The organism is Bradyrhizobium sp. 31Argb (assembly GCF_043638955.1).
Taxonomy (GTDB): Bacteria; Pseudomonadota; Alphaproteobacteria; order Rhizobiales; family Xanthobacteraceae; genus Bradyrhizobium.
Window position 1 is genome coordinate 47,673 of the sequence record NZ_JBEGDB010000013.1, and the last position, 13,948, is coordinate 61,620.

General features: G+C 63.8%; 15 protein-coding genes. 7 read left to right on the forward strand and 8 right to left on the reverse strand.

The window, feature by feature from the left end; genetic code table 11:
- Positions 1-49 precede the first annotated feature (49 nt).
- Together AAFX91_RS04555 and AAFX91_RS04560 are read left to right on the forward strand one after the other, a co-directional pair.
- On the forward strand, positions 50-1,213 hold the full coding sequence (locus AAFX91_RS04555) for a chemotaxis response regulator protein-glutamate methylesterase (RefSeq protein WP_394565676.1): 1,164 nt from the start codon (positions 50-52) through the stop codon (positions 1,211-1,213).
- A complete protein-coding gene (locus AAFX91_RS04560; RefSeq protein ID WP_130581070.1) occupies positions 1,210-2,082 on the forward strand; it encodes a protein-glutamate O-methyltransferase CheR in 873 nt (290 codons plus the stop codon). Before AAFX91_RS04555 ends, AAFX91_RS04560 begins: the two co-directional genes overlap by 4 nt.
- A 207-nt stretch (positions 2,083-2,289) precedes the next feature.
- Here AAFX91_RS04560 and AAFX91_RS04565 read toward each other — a convergent pair whose 3' ends face one another.
- The 4 genes from AAFX91_RS04565 to AAFX91_RS04580 form a co-directional block, all read right to left on the reverse strand.
- Positions 2,290-3,447, reverse strand: coding sequence for a glutathionylspermidine synthase family protein (locus tag AAFX91_RS04565; RefSeq protein WP_130581071.1), 1,158 nt, complete (start codon positions 3,445-3,447; stop codon positions 2,290-2,292).
- A 6-nt stretch (positions 3,448-3,453) separates the two neighbouring features.
- Positions 3,454-3,732, reverse strand: a complete 279-nt coding sequence (locus AAFX91_RS04570; protein WP_130581072.1) for a hypothetical protein — start codon at positions 3,730-3,732, stop codon at positions 3,454-3,456.
- Between the two features lie 63 nt (positions 3,733-3,795).
- On the reverse strand, positions 3,796-4,185 hold the full coding sequence (locus AAFX91_RS04575; protein ID WP_394565677.1) for a hypothetical protein: 390 nt from the start codon (positions 4,183-4,185) through the stop codon (positions 3,796-3,798).
- Positions 4,186-4,212: 27 nt separating this feature from the next.
- Positions 4,213-4,617 carry a DUF350 domain-containing protein gene (locus AAFX91_RS04580; RefSeq protein WP_130581074.1) on the reverse strand — a complete coding sequence of 135 codons (405 nt, stop codon included), beginning with the start codon at positions 4,615-4,617 and terminating at the stop codon, positions 4,213-4,215.
- A gap of 44 nt (positions 4,618-4,661) precedes the next feature.
- Between AAFX91_RS04580 and AAFX91_RS04585 the strand changes: the two genes are divergently transcribed.
- Positions 4,662-5,402: an intradiol ring-cleavage dioxygenase gene (locus tag AAFX91_RS04585; protein WP_245476448.1), complete on the forward strand. Its 741-nt coding sequence runs from the start codon at positions 4,662-4,664 to the stop codon at positions 5,400-5,402.
- Between the two features lie 37 nt (positions 5,403-5,439).
- On the opposite strand, the gene AAFX91_RS04590 is transcribed toward AAFX91_RS04585, so the two are convergent.
- Positions 5,440-6,024 carry a DUF4126 domain-containing protein gene (locus AAFX91_RS04590; protein WP_130581075.1) on the reverse strand — a complete coding sequence of 195 codons (585 nt, stop codon included), beginning with the start codon at positions 6,022-6,024 and terminating at the stop codon, positions 5,440-5,442.
- A 166-nt stretch (positions 6,025-6,190) separates the two neighbouring features.
- Positions 6,191-6,892, reverse strand: coding sequence for a response regulator transcription factor CtrA (ctrA, locus tag AAFX91_RS04595; RefSeq protein ID WP_016848562.1), 702 nt, complete (start codon positions 6,890-6,892; stop codon positions 6,191-6,193).
- 369 nt (positions 6,893-7,261) lie between these two features.
- Between ctrA and fliI the strand changes: the two genes are divergently transcribed.
- The 4 genes from fliI to AAFX91_RS04615 all read left to right on the forward strand — a co-directional run bounded on the left by fliI (position 7,262) and on the right by AAFX91_RS04615 (position 10,774).
- Entirely contained in the window at positions 7,262-8,587 is a 1,326-nt protein-coding gene (gene fliI / locus AAFX91_RS04600) for a flagellar protein export ATPase FliI (RefSeq protein WP_394565678.1), read from the forward strand.
- A gap of 108 nt (positions 8,588-8,695) precedes the next feature.
- The gene (gene fliJ, locus AAFX91_RS04605; RefSeq protein WP_028162102.1) at positions 8,696-9,112 is read left to right on the forward strand and encodes a flagellar export protein FliJ; all 417 of its coding nucleotides are present in this window, start codon (positions 8,696-8,698) and stop codon (positions 9,110-9,112) included.
- A 178-nt stretch (positions 9,113-9,290) separates the two neighbouring features.
- Positions 9,291-9,863: a sigma-70 family RNA polymerase sigma factor gene (locus AAFX91_RS04610; protein WP_394565679.1), complete on the forward strand. Its 573-nt coding sequence runs from the start codon at positions 9,291-9,293 to the stop codon at positions 9,861-9,863.
- A complete protein-coding gene (locus AAFX91_RS04615) occupies positions 9,863-10,774 on the forward strand; it encodes an anti-sigma factor domain-containing protein (protein ID WP_394565680.1) in 912 nt (303 codons plus the stop codon). Before AAFX91_RS04610 ends, AAFX91_RS04615 begins: the two co-directional genes overlap by 1 nt.
- 128 nt (positions 10,775-10,902) lie before the next feature.
- Here AAFX91_RS04615 and AAFX91_RS04620 read toward each other — a convergent pair whose 3' ends face one another.
- Both AAFX91_RS04620 and flhA read right to left on the reverse strand, forming a co-directional pair.
- The gene (locus AAFX91_RS04620) at positions 10,903-11,097 is read right to left on the reverse strand and encodes a hypothetical protein (RefSeq protein WP_028162105.1); all 195 of its coding nucleotides are present in this window, start codon (positions 11,095-11,097) and stop codon (positions 10,903-10,905) included.
- A gap of 309 nt (positions 11,098-11,406) precedes the next feature.
- A complete protein-coding gene (gene flhA / locus AAFX91_RS04625) occupies positions 11,407-13,635 on the reverse strand; it encodes a flagellar biosynthesis protein FlhA (protein WP_394565681.1) in 2,229 nt (742 codons plus the stop codon).
- Positions 13,636-13,948 lie beyond the last annotated feature (313 nt).

Consider the following 13,948-nt stretch of genomic DNA (forward strand, 5'->3'; position numbering starts at 1 on the left):
ATGAGAGCATGATCCGGAGAAGGTGTGCCGTTGAGCCGTTGGTGAAGTGATGAGTGTTGCGTTGACAAATGCCCCGTCCCGGACTTCGACGCGGGAGGAGCCGTTGCGGGTGATGGTGGTCGACGACTCCGTCGTCATCCGCGGCATGATCTCGCGCTGGATCGGCGCGGAATCCGACATGGAGGTGACGGCCTCTTTCCGCACCGGTCTCGACGCCGTCAATCAGCTCGAGCGCGTCAATCCCGATGTCGCCGTGCTCGACATCGAAATGCCGGAGCTCGACGGCATCTCGGCGCTGCCGAAGCTGCTCGCCAAGAAGCGCGACCTCGTCATCATCATGGCCTCGACGCTGACCCGTCGCAACGCAGAGATCAGCCTGAAGGCGCTGTCGCTCGGCGCGGCCGATTACATTCCCAAGCCGGAGAGCACGCGCGAGGCGGGCGCCGCCGAAACCTTCCGGCACGACCTGATCCAGAAGATCCGCCATCTCGGTGCCAAGGTGCGCCGGCGCGCGGCGCCCGTCGCCGCAAGCCCGGCAATAGCCCCGGTGCAGGACAAGGCGCGGGAAGCCGCGATCCGCCCGGCGACTTCGCAGCAGGCAGTGGTGCGCCGCCCCTTCGGCATGCTGGCGCCGAAGGTGCTCTTGATCGGTTCGTCGACAGGTGGTCCGCAGGCGCTGATGGCGCTGGTCGCCGAGATCGGACCGGTGATCGACCGCTTTCCGGTGCTGATCACCCAGCACATGCCGCCGACCTTCACCACGATCCTGGCCGAGCATCTCGCGCGTGCCAGCCGCCGGCCGGCGCACGAGGCTGTTGACGGCGAGATCGTCAAGGCCGGCCAGATCTATCTCGCGCCGGGCGGCCGCCACATGCGCGTTGCGCGCCGCGGTGCCGAGATCGCGATCGCACTCGATGACGGGCCACCGGTGAATTTCTGCAAGCCCGCGGTTGATCCCATGTTCATGTCCGCGATCGATGTCTGGCAGGGCGGCATCATGTCGGTGATCCTGACCGGCATGGGGTCGGACGGCATGCGCGGCGGCAAGGATATCGTCGCCGCCGGCGGCAGCGTGATTGCCCAGGACGAGGCGACCAGTGTCGTGTGGGGCATGCCGGGCGCGGCGGCGAATGCGGGTATCTGCGCGGCCGTGCTGCCGCTCAAGGAGATCGGACCGAAGCTTAACCGGTTGTTTGCGGGAGATCGTTCGTGACGCCGTTGGATTATGACTATCTGCGCAAGCTCTTGAAGGAGCGGTCCGGCCTCGACCTGTCGTCCGACAAGCAATATCTGGTCGAGAGTCGGCTGGTGCCGCTCGCGCGCAAGTGGGGGTTGGCCGGCATTCCGGAACTGGTCCAGAAGATGAAGGGCGGCGGCGCCGAGGCGCTGACATCGGAAGTGGTCGAGGCGATGACCACCAACGAGACTTTCTTTTTCCGCGACAAGATTCCGTTCGATCATCTGAGGCAGGCGGTGCTGCCGGCGCTGATCCAGGCGCGCGCCGCGCGGCGTTCGCTGCGCATCTGGTGCGCGGCATCGTCGACCGGGCAGGAGCCTTACTCGATTGCGATGTGCCTGAAGGAAGTGGGCGCGGCGCTCGCGGGCTGGCGCACCGAGATCGTCGCGACCGACCTGTCGCAGGCGGTCCTGGAAAAATCCAAGGCCGGCATCTTCAGCCAGTTCGAGGTGCAGCGCGGCCTGCCTATCCAGTTCTTGGTGAAATACTTCACGCAGATCGGCGAGTTCTGGCAGCTCAATGCCGATATCCGCGCCATGGTGCAGCATCGCCAGCTCAACCTGCTGCAGGACTTTTCCCATCTCGGCATGTTCGACGTGATCTTCTGCCGCAACGTGCTGATCTATTTCGACCAGGAGACGAAGACGGACATCTTCGCGCGGCTTGCGAAAATGCTCGAGCCTGACGGCGTGCTGGCGCTGGGGGCGGCCGAATCCGTGGTTGGCATCACCAGCGTCTTTAAGCCCTATCCGGACCGCCGCGGTCTCTATTGCCTGGGCACCGCGCCGATCGCGCGCGCCGGCGCGCCGATCGGGCTAAAGGCGGTCGCTTCCGCCGCGCGGTAACGGCATTGCTCCCGTAGGATGGGTAGAGCGGAGCGAAACCCATCGCGACGAGAACGCGGCGCCAATAATGGGTTTCGCTCCGCTCTACCCATCCTACAACTCCATCGCCCTTGGCCGTCATTGCGAGCGTAGCGAAGCAATCCATCTCACCGCTTGCGGAGGCATGGATTGCTTCGCTTCGCTCGCAATTACGCAGGAGCGGCACTGTCAAAGGATCGCGTGCGGCAAAAAGCGCGATGTGTTGCCCGTGATCGGATTCTCGTCCTCGCGGATCGACAGTCCGCATGGGGTGTGATCGATCAGCCAGCTCCCGATCACCGGATATTGCCCTGCGAAATTCGGCAGCGGTGCCAGCGCCTGGCGGATGAAGCCTTCCGCGCCATAGGGCCCTTCCTGCTCGACCAGCGTGGCGCCGGCGCTGACCAGCGCGACATTGGCGCCCTCGCGCGAATAGATCGGCTTGCGGACGAACGAACTGCCGAGCGCTTGCGCGTTCGGATCATCCTCGAAATAGGCCGGCAGCAGATTGGGATGGTTCGGAAACATCTCCCATAGCAGCGGCAGGATGCCCTTGTTGGACAGGATCGCCTTCCACGGCGGCTCGATCCAGCGCGTCGGAGCGCTCGCGAGCCTGGCGCCGAAGCTGTCGTGGAACATCCATTCCCAGGGATAGAGCTTGAATGCGAGCTCGATTGCGCGGTTATCCAGGTCGACAAAGCGGCCGTCCTCGGTAAGGCCGATGTCTTCGATATCGAGCAGCGTGGTCGCAAGGCCGGCCTGCGACGCGGTATCCTCCAGATAGGCCAGCGTTGCGGCGTCCTCGGCATTGCCGGTCATGCCGGCAAGATGCAGGTGTCCGCCGGATGCCAATTTCTTCCAGGCGTCGATCAGCCGCTCGTGGATCGAATTGTACTGGTCGGCTCGCTCCGGGATGATGTTGCGCTCGATCGCCTGCTCGAGCCAGGTCCATTGGAACACCGCCGCTTCGAAGATCGAGGTCGGCGTGTCGGCGTTGTACTCCAGGAGCTTTGCCGATCCGTGCCCGTCGAAGCTGAGATCGAGCCGGCCATAGAGGCTGCCCTCGTTGCGGCGCCAGCTCTCCGCGATCAGCGGCCAGAACGCTTCGGGGATTTTCAATCGGCGCAGATATTTTTCGTCGTCGATGGCGCGACCGACCAGTTCGAGGCACATCGCATCGATCTCGCCGGTCGGCGCCTCGATCCCGCGCTCGATCTCGTCCAGCGTGAAGGCGTAATAGGCGCGTTCGTCCCAGTAGCGTTCGCCGTCGATGCTGTGGAAACTGAATCCGGCGCGCTCGGCGGTCGCCCGCCAGTCGTCACGCTCGGCACAAGGGATGCGGCGCATGGGATATCAGCTGCCGCCATACGATGGGTCGAAGTCACCCTCGGCATGGTCCTGGAAGCGGCGTGGCGTGCCGCCGAATCCACCGTAGACCGGGCCGCAATCGGGTTTGCCACCGGGGCGGGGCATGGCCGTGTTACCGGGGCCGCAATTGGTGCGCGGTACCAGCCCCATCGAGACGGCGCCGACCGCCGCACTTCCCATCAGAGTCAGTACGACGCGGCGCGAGCGTTTCATGACGGCAGTCCTGTCTTCCGCCGTTTGCGGTGTGACGCCAGTCTCCAACACCGACCGATGCCAAGGCAAGCAAAAGCGCGCATTTCACGGCGATGTGCGAAGGATATGCCGTTCTCAACCACCGGAGAAGCCGAAGGCGTGTGCGAACGAGCCGAAGCCGCCGCGGCTGACATGGTTCGATCCTGATTCGGATGCGCCTGAGGCCGAATGGCTCGAGGAGGAGGCGCTGCCGGAGTAGCGCGAACCGCCGCTGGAGCCGTGGCTGCTGGAGGACGAAGATCCGCGCTGCCGGCATTCGGCGTTGTTGCTCTGCAGCAGCGATGGTGCCGGGTCGTTCGGCGACCGCACGCAATCCTCGCTTGGCATCAGCGAATAGGCGGTGACGCCGACCGCCAGCGTGCCCATCAGGATCAGGACGATCTCGGCCGAACGTTTGGTCGGCGGGCGCGGCGGCACAGGGGCCGGCTTTCGCGTTCCGAACTCTTTGGACGGGTTGGTCGCCATTGGTCAGTAGATTTGGGTCAGGTGAGGTCAGTAGATCATGGAGGCGGCGTTGAGGGCGCCACCGGCGAGCGAGGAGAGCCCGAGCCAGATCGCAGGTGCGAGCTCGCCGTCGGCGATCCGTCCCGACAGGTTCGGTACGGGGACCTTGACGATGAAGTAGACGATGATCTGGACGATCAGCGCGACCACGCTCCAGATCAGGCAATCGATGACGTTGGCGGAATGCGCGATCGCGCTCACCACCGGCAGCACGAAGCCGCACAGGCTCAAGCCCAGCGCGATTGCAGCCGCGGTATTGTTCTCGCGGATGAGCTCGAATTCGTTATGCGCGGTGACGCGGGTATAGGCGAAGAGATAGGCCATGACGGCGACCAGCGCCGTGCAGAAATAGACCAGGAAAGCCGGAAGCCCGGCAAGCGATTGCAGGATCATTCAACGCGCCGTATCATTGTTTCGGCGCGGCGACGCAAAACCGAATGCTGGCCTTGCCGAGCGTGCCCCGATTCGTCCGACAACAGAATTGCACGATCCGTTGGTCGCCGGATGACAACGGCCGGTTCAATCGCATCTCGGTGGTGCCCATGGAAACAGGTCGGCAATCCCTGATGAAAGATCATCTGTTGACGCGGCGTCAGGCCATCGGTCGCTGGCTGGCCGCAACCTCGCTCGGCATTGCCGCTTCGGAGCTGTGGCAGCCCGATCCGGCACAAGCACAACTGCTGCCCGAAACGCCATCATGTGGTGCCGACAACGCGCCCACAGTTTCGCAAACCGAAGGGCCATTCTACACGCCGCGCACACCCCTGAAGCGCAACTTTCGGGCTGATGCAGCGGGCGAGGCCATCACGTTGACCGGCTTTGTCATCGACAAGCGCTGCCAACCTGTCGCGAACGCGGTCGTCGATCTCTGGCACGCCGACGCGCGCGGCGCCTACGACAATACCGGCTATAAGCTGCGCGGATACCAGGTCACGGATGCGCAGGGACGATATGTTTTCGAGACCGTCGTGCCGGGCATGTATCCCGGGCGCACACGCCACTTCCACGTCAAGATCGCGGCGCCGGGTCAGCGGGTCCTCACCACGCAGCTTTACTTCCCGGACGATGCACGTGCCAACAGCCGCGACGGCATCTTCGACCGCCGCTTGCTGATGCGCATCGACGACGCGTCCGACGGCAAGATCGGCCGTTATGATTTCGTCGTGAGCCTCGCTTGAGCCGATTGACGAAGGTCACAACCAGACGTGTGACCTCTCATGGTTCGTTCGGCTGGTGCGATCGCCGAGCCGATCCCCGAAGCAGGCGGAAGGCGAGCCAGAAAAACAGCACGACCAGCGCGAGCGCGGCGAGCGGCGCGGCCAGGGCCAGAAGTGAGATCAGCGAGGCGCTTCCGAGTTCGGTGGTTGCCACGACAGAATTTCCTAGGCCGCCAGTGAAGACGGTCGATTTTGCCCTGAGCACCGCGATCAAACCTTGCGTGATGCCGGCAATGCCGCCGCCCGCGATAACGGCCGCCGTCCATTTCAGCATCGGCGGTACGTCGGTCATCACAGCGGCGGAAATGATCGTCCCCGCGACGACGGCAGCGGGCGTCGCCACGGTGTCGAGCAGGTTGTCCACACCGGGAATGTAGAATGCGGCGATCTCGGCTATGGCCGCGGTGCCAAGCATGATGATCGCGGCGGGTGTGCCGAGCCATGCAAAGCCCTCATTCAGGTTCGCATGTCCGGTGTAGGCGGCCACGCTCAGGATCAGCAGTGGCAGGAATAGCCGGAAGCCGGTTGCGGCGGCCAGGCCGATGCCAAGGCCGACCGACAGTGCCAGATCGAAGTTCGACATGTGTCGCAAACTCCATCAGCCCAGTTCGGTTCATCGTAGCAGAAGTTTAGATCGTTCCCGCCAGGCTCAAATATGAGGTGATTGAACATTGGCAATCCGGATTGGTGCAAAGCAGAAACCCCGCCATTTCGGCGGGGTTTTCGTCGGAGCAGCGAGATCGGGGTAATCAGGCCGGGATGCGCTCGTCGGCTTCGTGCGGCTCCCGCAGCACATAGCCGCGGCCCCACACGGTCTCGATGAAGTTGCGGCCTTCGGAGGCGTTGGCGAGCTTCTTGCGCAGCTTGCAGATGAAGACGTCGATGATCTTCAATTCCGGCTCGTCCATGCCGCCATAGAGGTGGTTCAGGAACATTTCCTTCGTCAGCGTGGTGCCCTTGCGCAGCGAGAGCAGCTCCAGCATCTGGTATTCCTTGCCGGTCAGATGCACGCGCTGGCCGCCGACTTCCACCGTCTTGGTGTCGAGATTAACCACGAGGTCGCCGGTCTGGATGACGGACTGGGCATGGCCCTTGGAGCGGCGCACGATGGCGTGGATGCGCGCGACCAGCTCGTCCTTGTGGAAGGGCTTGGTCATGTAGTCGTCGGCGCCGACGCCGAGACCTTTGACCTTGTCCTCGATGCCGGCGAGGCCGGAGAGGATCAGAATGGGGGTTTTGATCTTGGAGACCCGGAGCTGCTTCAGCACGTCGTAGCCGGACATGTCGGGCAGGTTCAGGTCGAGAAGGATGATGTCGTAGTCATAGAGTTTGCCGAGATCAACGCCTTCTTCTCCGAGGTCCGTCGTATAGACGTTGAAACTCTCGGATTTGAGCATCAATTCGATCGACTGCGCGACGGCGCTGTCATCTTCTATCAGCAAAACGCGCATGCCAGTCCCCTTTAGTCGCCGCTCCTGGGCGTCAGGTCGGCCGCACTTGCGGCACTCACAAAACGCCTTTGCACAACTGATTCGGATCCTGACGAGACATGGTTAACAAAAACTGATTCCCGTTCGCAAGGTCCGCGGTGCAATTTTTTTCGAATCGCCCTAAGATATTGCGTGGAAGTAGCTTTTCTCATCCGTTCTCGTTCAAGCTCCACATTAAGAGGCCGGACTAACCGACTCTCGCGACTCGCCCTTCTTCTGAACAGGCAAGCGACCTCAGTCACCCAAAGACAGTGACGTAATGATTAATGATGCGGGTAAACACGAAGTTAAGCGGATGCGCAGAAATCGGCGAAACTTAAGGTTTTCGCAATGAAGGCGCTCGCGGAACAGATCGGCGACATCGACGGCGTCAATATTTACGGCCGCGTGGTCGGCGTCCGCGGGCTCATGGTGGAGATCGCAGGCCCTATCCATGCGATGTCGGTCGGCGCCCGCATCGTGATCGACGTTGGCGGCAATCGCTTCATCCCGGCGGAGGTAATCGGCTTCTCCGGCAGCAACGCGGTGGTGATGCCGTTCGGTGGTCTCGAAGGCGTCAGGCGTGGCTGCCGTGCTGTCATCGCCAATGCCGCCGGCTTCGTGCCGCCGTCGCCGGCCTGGCTCGGCCGCGTCGTTAACGCGATGGGCGAGCCGATCGACGGCAAGGGTCCGCTGCCGCAGGGCGCCTCTCCCGTACCCTTCCGCAACTCGCCGCCGCCGGCGCATTCGCGCAAGCGGGTCGGCAGCCCGCTTGATCTCGGCATCCGCGCGCTCAACGCGTTCCTGACCTGCTGCCGCGGCCAACGGCTCGGCATCTTCGCCGGCTCCGGCGTCGGCAAGTCGGTGCTGCTGTCGATGCTGGCGCGGAACGTCGATGCCGACATCTCGGTGATCGGGCTGATCGGCGAACGCGGCCGCGAGGTGCAGGAATTCCTCCAGGAAGACCTCGGCGAGGAGGGCCTTGCGCGCTCGGTGGTCGTGGTCGCGACCTCCGACGAGCCGGCCTTGATGCGGCGGCAGGCCGCCTATCTCACGCTCGCGATCGCGGAGTATTTTCGCGATGAGGACAAGGAGGTGCTGTGCCTGATGGATTCGGTGACGCGCTTTGCCATGGCGCAGCGCGAGATCGGCCTGTCCGCCGGCGAGCCGCCGACGGCCAAGGGCTACACGCCGACCGTGTTCACCGAACTGCCGAAGCTTCTGGAGCGGGCAGGGCCGGGGACCGGGGTCGGCGCCATCACCGCGATCTTCACGGTGCTGGTCGATGGCGACGACCACAATGAGCCGATCGCCGATGCCGTGCGCGGCATCCTCGATGGTCACATCGTGATGCAGCGCTCGATCGCCGAGCGCGGGCGCTATCCTGCGATCAACATCCTCAAATCGGTCTCCCGCACGATGCCGCGTTCGGCCGATCCGGCATTTCTCCCCGTTATCACCAGGGCGCGCCAGGTGATGGCGACATATGCCGATATGGAGGAGTTGATCCGGCTCGGCGCCTACCGGGCCGGTTCCAGCCCGGAAGTGGACGAGGCGATCCGCCTGCATGAGCCTTTGGAGGCCTTCCTGCGCCAGGCCAAGGGCGAGTCGGTCAGTTTGGCCGACGGCTACCGGCAACTGGCGCAAATCCTCTCGAATTTGGAAACGGAACGCTAACTTTGTCGGGCCATCATCCGCGGCAGGTCATTAACTGCGCCGGCGGGGTCCAGGGGGAGCCGGCCTTGTCCCGCGTTCAAAATCGGGACTTCTGGGGAGTATGAGTCGATGAAGTCACGTGACACGCTGATCCGCCTGAAGAAGTTTCAGGTCGACGAGAAGCGCCGCAGGGTCACCCAGATCGAAGGCATGATCGCCGATTTCCACCGCATGTCGGTGGAGCTTGAACGCGAGATTCAGGTCGAGCAGGAGCGGGCCGGGATCAACGATCCCGCTCACTTTGCCTATCCGACCTATGCCAAGGCTGCGATCCAGCGCCGCGAAAACCTGACCCGCTCCGCCGATGAACTGCGCATCCAGCTCGAAGAGGCCAAGGCGCAGCTCGGCGAAGCCTTTGAGGAACTCAAGAAGGTCGAGCTCCTGGACGAGCGCGACCAGGCCCGCGAGCGCGCGGAAGAGAGCGCCCGCGAGCAGGCCGACATGGACTCGATCGGCTTGATGCGCGCGCGCCTCGGCGTCGCCTGATCCTGAACCTCCGCACGTTGGACGGGAACCGAACCCGGGCTGCGAAGCCCGGGTTTTGCTTTGGAAAGGTCCCGAATCCGATCGGCTGGTGGACCGCGGCCTGCCGAACTATGCTACGAAAGGATAGGATTAATTCCCGGCATCAGGCGAACAGGGATCGCGATTTGGGGAATGCTGAATGCTGACGCCGGCTGAACTGGTCTGGCTGATCGCTGCTGTTGCGAAGGGGGATGAGGCCGCTTTCGAGCGATTGTACGTGGCCACACGGGCGAAACTCTTCGGGGTCGTCCTGCGTATCTTGCGGCGACAGGATCTTGCCGAGGAGGTCATTCAGGATACTTACGTCAAGATCTGGAACAGCGCGGGACAATTCGACCCGGCGCTGGCGTCGCCGATCACCTGGATGGCATCCATTGCCCGCAACCGCGCCATCGACCTGGTCCGCAAGAAGGGCGAAATCTCGCTGGAGGAAGAGCCAGCGGCGATGGAGGTCGCGGCCGAGACGCCAGATCCGCTGGCGCGACGCGAGATGACGGAGGAACTGCGCCGGCTGTTGGAATGCGTCGGCCGTCTGGAGCCGGACCGGCAGAAGCTCGTGCTGCTCGCCTATTACAACGGCTGGAGCCGCGAACAGCTCGCCGTCAAATTCGAGACGCCGGTGAACACGGTGAAGACATGGCTGCGCCGCAGCCTGCTGGAGATCAGGGAGTGTCTTGGGTTTTGGGGGTTTGAAGGCCCCGATATCACGTGATGGCCCATAACGAGGACCATATCGCGCTCGCCGCGGAGTATGCGCTCGGCACGCTCGATGCGGAGGAGCGCGCGCAGGTTGAGACCATGATGGCGATGGACAAGGAGTTCACCGCCCTGGTGCAGGCCTGGGAATTCAGGCTCGGTCCGCTCAACCAGATGGTGGGCCTGGTCGAGCCGCGGCCGATCGTGTGGGAGAACATCAAAAGCGCGATCGCGCAGTCGTCCGCGCCGCAGGCGCCGATGGCACTGCCGCCGGAAGCGCCGTCCCCTCCGCCCCCGCCGATCGAGCCCAGAGTCGTCGAGGCGGCACCTATCCAGCAGGCACCGGTCGTCGACGACGGCCGGGTCGTCCAACTCACAAGCCGGCTCCGGCGCTGGCGCAGCGTGGCGTCGGCGGTGGGCGCGATCGCGGCAGCGCTCCTGGTGGTGCTGGGGCTTCAGGTCTACCGGCCCGATGCCCTGCCTGACGCCATCCGTCCGAAGCCCCGCACAGAGATCGTGGAGGTGAAGACACCCCCCGCGCCGCCATCGGGGCAATTTGTCGCCGTGCTGCAGCAAGACGGCAACTCTCCGGCCTTCATCCTGACCGTCGATGCCGCCACCAGGAACTTCACGGTGCGCCGGGTCGGCGCAACGCCGGAGCCCGGGAAGAGCTTCGAGCTGTGGCTGATCTCCGACAAGCTGCCGCAGCCGCGTTCGCTCGGCGTGATCGGCGCCGATGACTTCACCGAGCGCCCGGTGCTGTCGTCCTACGATGCCGCCACGGTCAGTGACGCGACCTACGCAGTCACCGTCGAGCCGGAGGGCGGATCGCCGACGGGCAGTCCGACCTCGGCGCCGATCTTTTCCGGCAGGCTGATCGAGAGCGTGCCGCCGGGCGCGCCGGCGCCGAACCGCTTATTCAAATAAAAAGAAAACGCCCGTGGGGAGCGGGCGTTTTCGATAGTCAACTTGGGGGTAGTTGGGGGTCTTAATATCCACGTGGCCTTTGGGGGGCTGTAAAGAACCACGTGAATTCCGTAAATTCCTCTCCTGCTCTAGCGTACGAGCGAATTGTTCGATGAGGTGATGGCCACCGGCTTGCCGGCTTTCATCACCCGCGCGGTCTGGTACTCGTCCACGCTGTTACGCGCCATGATGCCAAGGCCGGCCACAACCACACCCGCTACGAGTGCAACGACCACAATCTTCAGGTGGGTCGTCCGATCCGCGCTGTAGATCGAGTGGTTCATGGAAGTCTCCTGCCGCCTTCCCTGTCGCTTACTTGTGTCGGATAGCTCTTCCGACAGGTTCAACATCCTTGCGCCCTTCCAACATAGGAATCGCGGATTCCGTTCCGTAGAGGCGATCACAAGCCCGTGAACAGACGTGATCCTACGCGATTGGAATCGGCGTTTGAGTTCATATTCTCTAGTTATTGCAATGTATTAGGTCGAAATCGCTGCACGCGGACGATAAGCCGTTGAAATTAAGCCATTTTCGACAAACCAGTTGCATGTGACGAAAATGCTGCGCCGCTAAACAGCTGATTTGCGCGCCGGTCAGACGCTACCGACGGTCTTCAAGCGTGCCCGCGGATGGATCTCCGCCTGCGACAAAACGGTCGTCTGCGAGCGGAAGCGTTCAACCAGCGAGCGAACGAAGGGCCGGATCGCGGCCGAGGTCACCAGCACCGGCGCCTCACCTTCGCGCGCGGCCTGCTCGAAGGCGTTGCGGGTCGCGGTCATGAATTCCGACAGTTTCGACGGCTGCATCGCGAGGCTCCTGTCCTCGCCGGTGCCCACGATCGATTCCGCAAACGCCTGCTCCCAGCGCGCCGACAGCGCGATCAGCGGCAGATAGCCGTTGTAGGAGGTGTTCTGCGCGCAGATCTGGCGGGCCAGGCGGGCGCGGACATGCTCGACCATGGTCGCCGGATTGCGCGAGAAGGCGAGCGCGTCCGCAATGCCTTCGAGGATGGTCGAGAGGTCGCGGATCGAGACGCGCTCGGCCAGCAGCAATTGCAGCACGCGCTGGATGCCGGAGATTGTGACCTGGCTCGGCAAGATGTCCTTGATCAGCTCGCCCTGCTCCTTCGGCAGCTCCTTGAGCAGCTTCTGCACCTCGCCGTAGGACAGCAAGTCCGACATGTTGTTCTTGAGCAGCTCGGTCAGGTGCGTCGACAGCACGGTCGCGGCATCGACCACGGTATAGCCCTTCAGCGAGGCCTCTTCCTTCAGCGCGGCGTCGACCCAGGTCGCAGGCAGACCAAATGTCGGCTCGACGGTGTGGATGCCGGGGATCGCGACCTGGTTGCCGCCGGGGTCCATCACCATGAACTGGTTCGGCCAGATCCGCCCCGTGCCGGCGTCGACCTCCTTGATCTTGATGACGTAGGTGTTGGCCTCGAGCTGGACGTTGTCGAGGATGCGCACTGCCGGCATCACGAAGCCCATCTCGACGGCGAGCGAGCGGCGCAGCGCCTTGATCTGCTCGGTCAACCGATCAGTGCCGTCGGGGCCGTTGACGAGCGGCAGCAGCGCATAGCCGAGCTCGATCTTGAGGTCGTCGATCTTGAGTGCGCTCGAGATCGGCTCCTCGGCGGCCGCCGCGGCTGCCGCAGCCGCAGCCGTAGGGGCGGCCGCAGCGGCGGCCTGGGCAGCCTTGGCGGCATGCTTCTGCTTGCGTGCGGTCCAGGCCAGCGCGGCGGCGCCGGAGCCGAGCGCGAGGAACGGGATCATCGGAATGCCCGGGAGCAGCGACAGCACGATCATCACGCCGGCCGACATGCCGAGCGCCTGCGGATAGCCCGAGAGCTGTTTCATCAGCGCCTTGTCGGCGGCGCCGGAGACGCCGGCCTTCGAGACCAGGAGGCCCGCGGCGGTCGAGACGATCAGCGCCGGGACCTGCGTCACCAGGCCATCGCCGACGGTCAGCACGGTGTAGGTGCGCGCGGCCTCGGCAAAGCCCAGGCCCTGCTGGGCGACGCCAATGATAATGCCGCCGACGACGTTGATGAACACCACGAGCAGGCCCGCGATGGCGTCACCACGGACGAATTTCGAGGCACCGTCCATGGCGCCGAAGAAGCCGCTTTCGTCCTCCAGTTCCTTGCGCCGTTCCTTGGCGACCTTCTCGTCGATCAGGCCGGCCGAAAGGTCGGCATCGATCGCCATCTGCTTGCCCGGCATCGAATCGAGGTGAAAGCGTGCCGCGACTTCGGCGATGCGGCCCGAACCTTTGGTGATGACGACGAAGTTGACGATGACCAGGATCGCGAACACGATGATCCCGATCACGAAATTGCCGCCCATCACGAAATTGCCGAAGGCCTCGATGACGTGGCCGGCGGCCGCCGTGCCCTCATGCCCGTGCGACAGGATCAACCGGGTGGAGGCCAGGTTGAGCGACAGCCGCAGCATGGTCGAGATCAAGAGGATGGTCGGGAACGAGGAGAATTCCAGCGGCGCCTGGATGAACAGGGCGGTCATCAGGATCAGGACCGACAGCGTGATCGAGATCGCCAGGAACAGGTCGAGCACGATCGCGGGCAGCGGCAGGATCAGCACCACCAGGATGGTGAGGATGCCGAACGCCAGCGCGATATCGCCGCGCTTCAGGACGTTGGTGATGTCGGCGAAAGAGAAGCCGCCGGATGCCGTGCCCTGACCCGCCGTCACGTCGACCATGGTAGCCCGATCCCCCCGCGCCTGCCGGGCGCGGCCGCCCAATGTCTGCGCGGCGGCTTGCGGGCCGCCGCTCCGAAAGTGAGGCACCGCGCTGGCGTCCACGGGGGATCCCCTCCCGTCATACGCGACCGACGACACTCGACTTCACCCGGCAATTTTTGCCCAGCGTATGGTTAGTAAAGGGTTAACGGCACTGTCCTTTCCCGGCCGGACGAAGGATGAGCCCCGGCCTATGGCCTCGCCCTTCGAGACGCCTGCTTCGCAGGCTCCTCAGGGTGAGGGGATAGAGCGGAGCGCGTTGCTCTCCATCTCATTCTCGGTGTCGTCCCGTCGAAAGACGGGACCCATATGTGGACGGCCCCCGTGGCACAAGAGCTTTTGAGGTGATCGGATCGCTGCATCCATATGTCCGGCC

What these genes read in the sequence shown, in the direction of transcription:
- AAFX91_RS04590 (WP_130581075.1), bottom strand. Translation starts at nt 6,024, where the DNA reads ATGTCGAACTTCGATCTGGCACTGTCGGTCGGCCTTGGCATCGGCCTG.
- AAFX91_RS04585 (WP_245476448.1), top strand. Translation starts at nt 4,662, where the DNA reads ATGCTGGCCTTGCCGAGCGTGCCCCGATTCGTCCGACAACAGAATTGC.
- AAFX91_RS04610 (WP_394565679.1), top strand. Translation starts at nt 9,291, where the DNA reads ATGCTGACGCCGGCTGAACTGGTCTGGCTGATCGCTGCTGTTGCGAAG.
- AAFX91_RS04615 (WP_394565680.1), top strand. Translation starts at nt 9,863, where the DNA reads ATGGCCCATAACGAGGACCATATCGCGCTCGCCGCGGAGTATGCGCTC.
- AAFX91_RS04620 (WP_028162105.1), bottom strand. Translation starts at nt 11,097, where the DNA reads ATGAACCACTCGATCTACAGCGCGGATCGGACGACCCACCTGAAGATT.
- ctrA (WP_016848562.1), bottom strand. Translation starts at nt 6,892, where the DNA reads ATGCGCGTTTTGCTGATAGAAGATGACAGCGCCGTCGCGCAGTCGATC.
- AAFX91_RS04580 (WP_130581074.1), bottom strand. Translation starts at nt 4,617, where the DNA reads ATGATCCTGCAATCGCTTGCCGGGCTTCCGGCTTTCCTGGTCTATTTC.
- AAFX91_RS04575 (WP_394565677.1), bottom strand. Translation starts at nt 4,185, where the DNA reads ATGGCGACCAACCCGTCCAAAGAGTTCGGAACGCGAAAGCCGGCCCCT.
- AAFX91_RS04555 (WP_394565676.1), top strand. Translation starts at nt 50, where the DNA reads ATGAGTGTTGCGTTGACAAATGCCCCGTCCCGGACTTCGACGCGGGAG.
- fliI (WP_394565678.1), top strand. Translation starts at nt 7,262, where the DNA reads ATGAAGGCGCTCGCGGAACAGATCGGCGACATCGACGGCGTCAATATT.
- AAFX91_RS04565 (WP_130581071.1), bottom strand. Translation starts at nt 3,447, where the DNA reads ATGCGCCGCATCCCTTGTGCCGAGCGTGACGACTGGCGGGCGACCGCC.
- fliJ (WP_028162102.1), top strand. Translation starts at nt 8,696, where the DNA reads ATGAAGTCACGTGACACGCTGATCCGCCTGAAGAAGTTTCAGGTCGAC.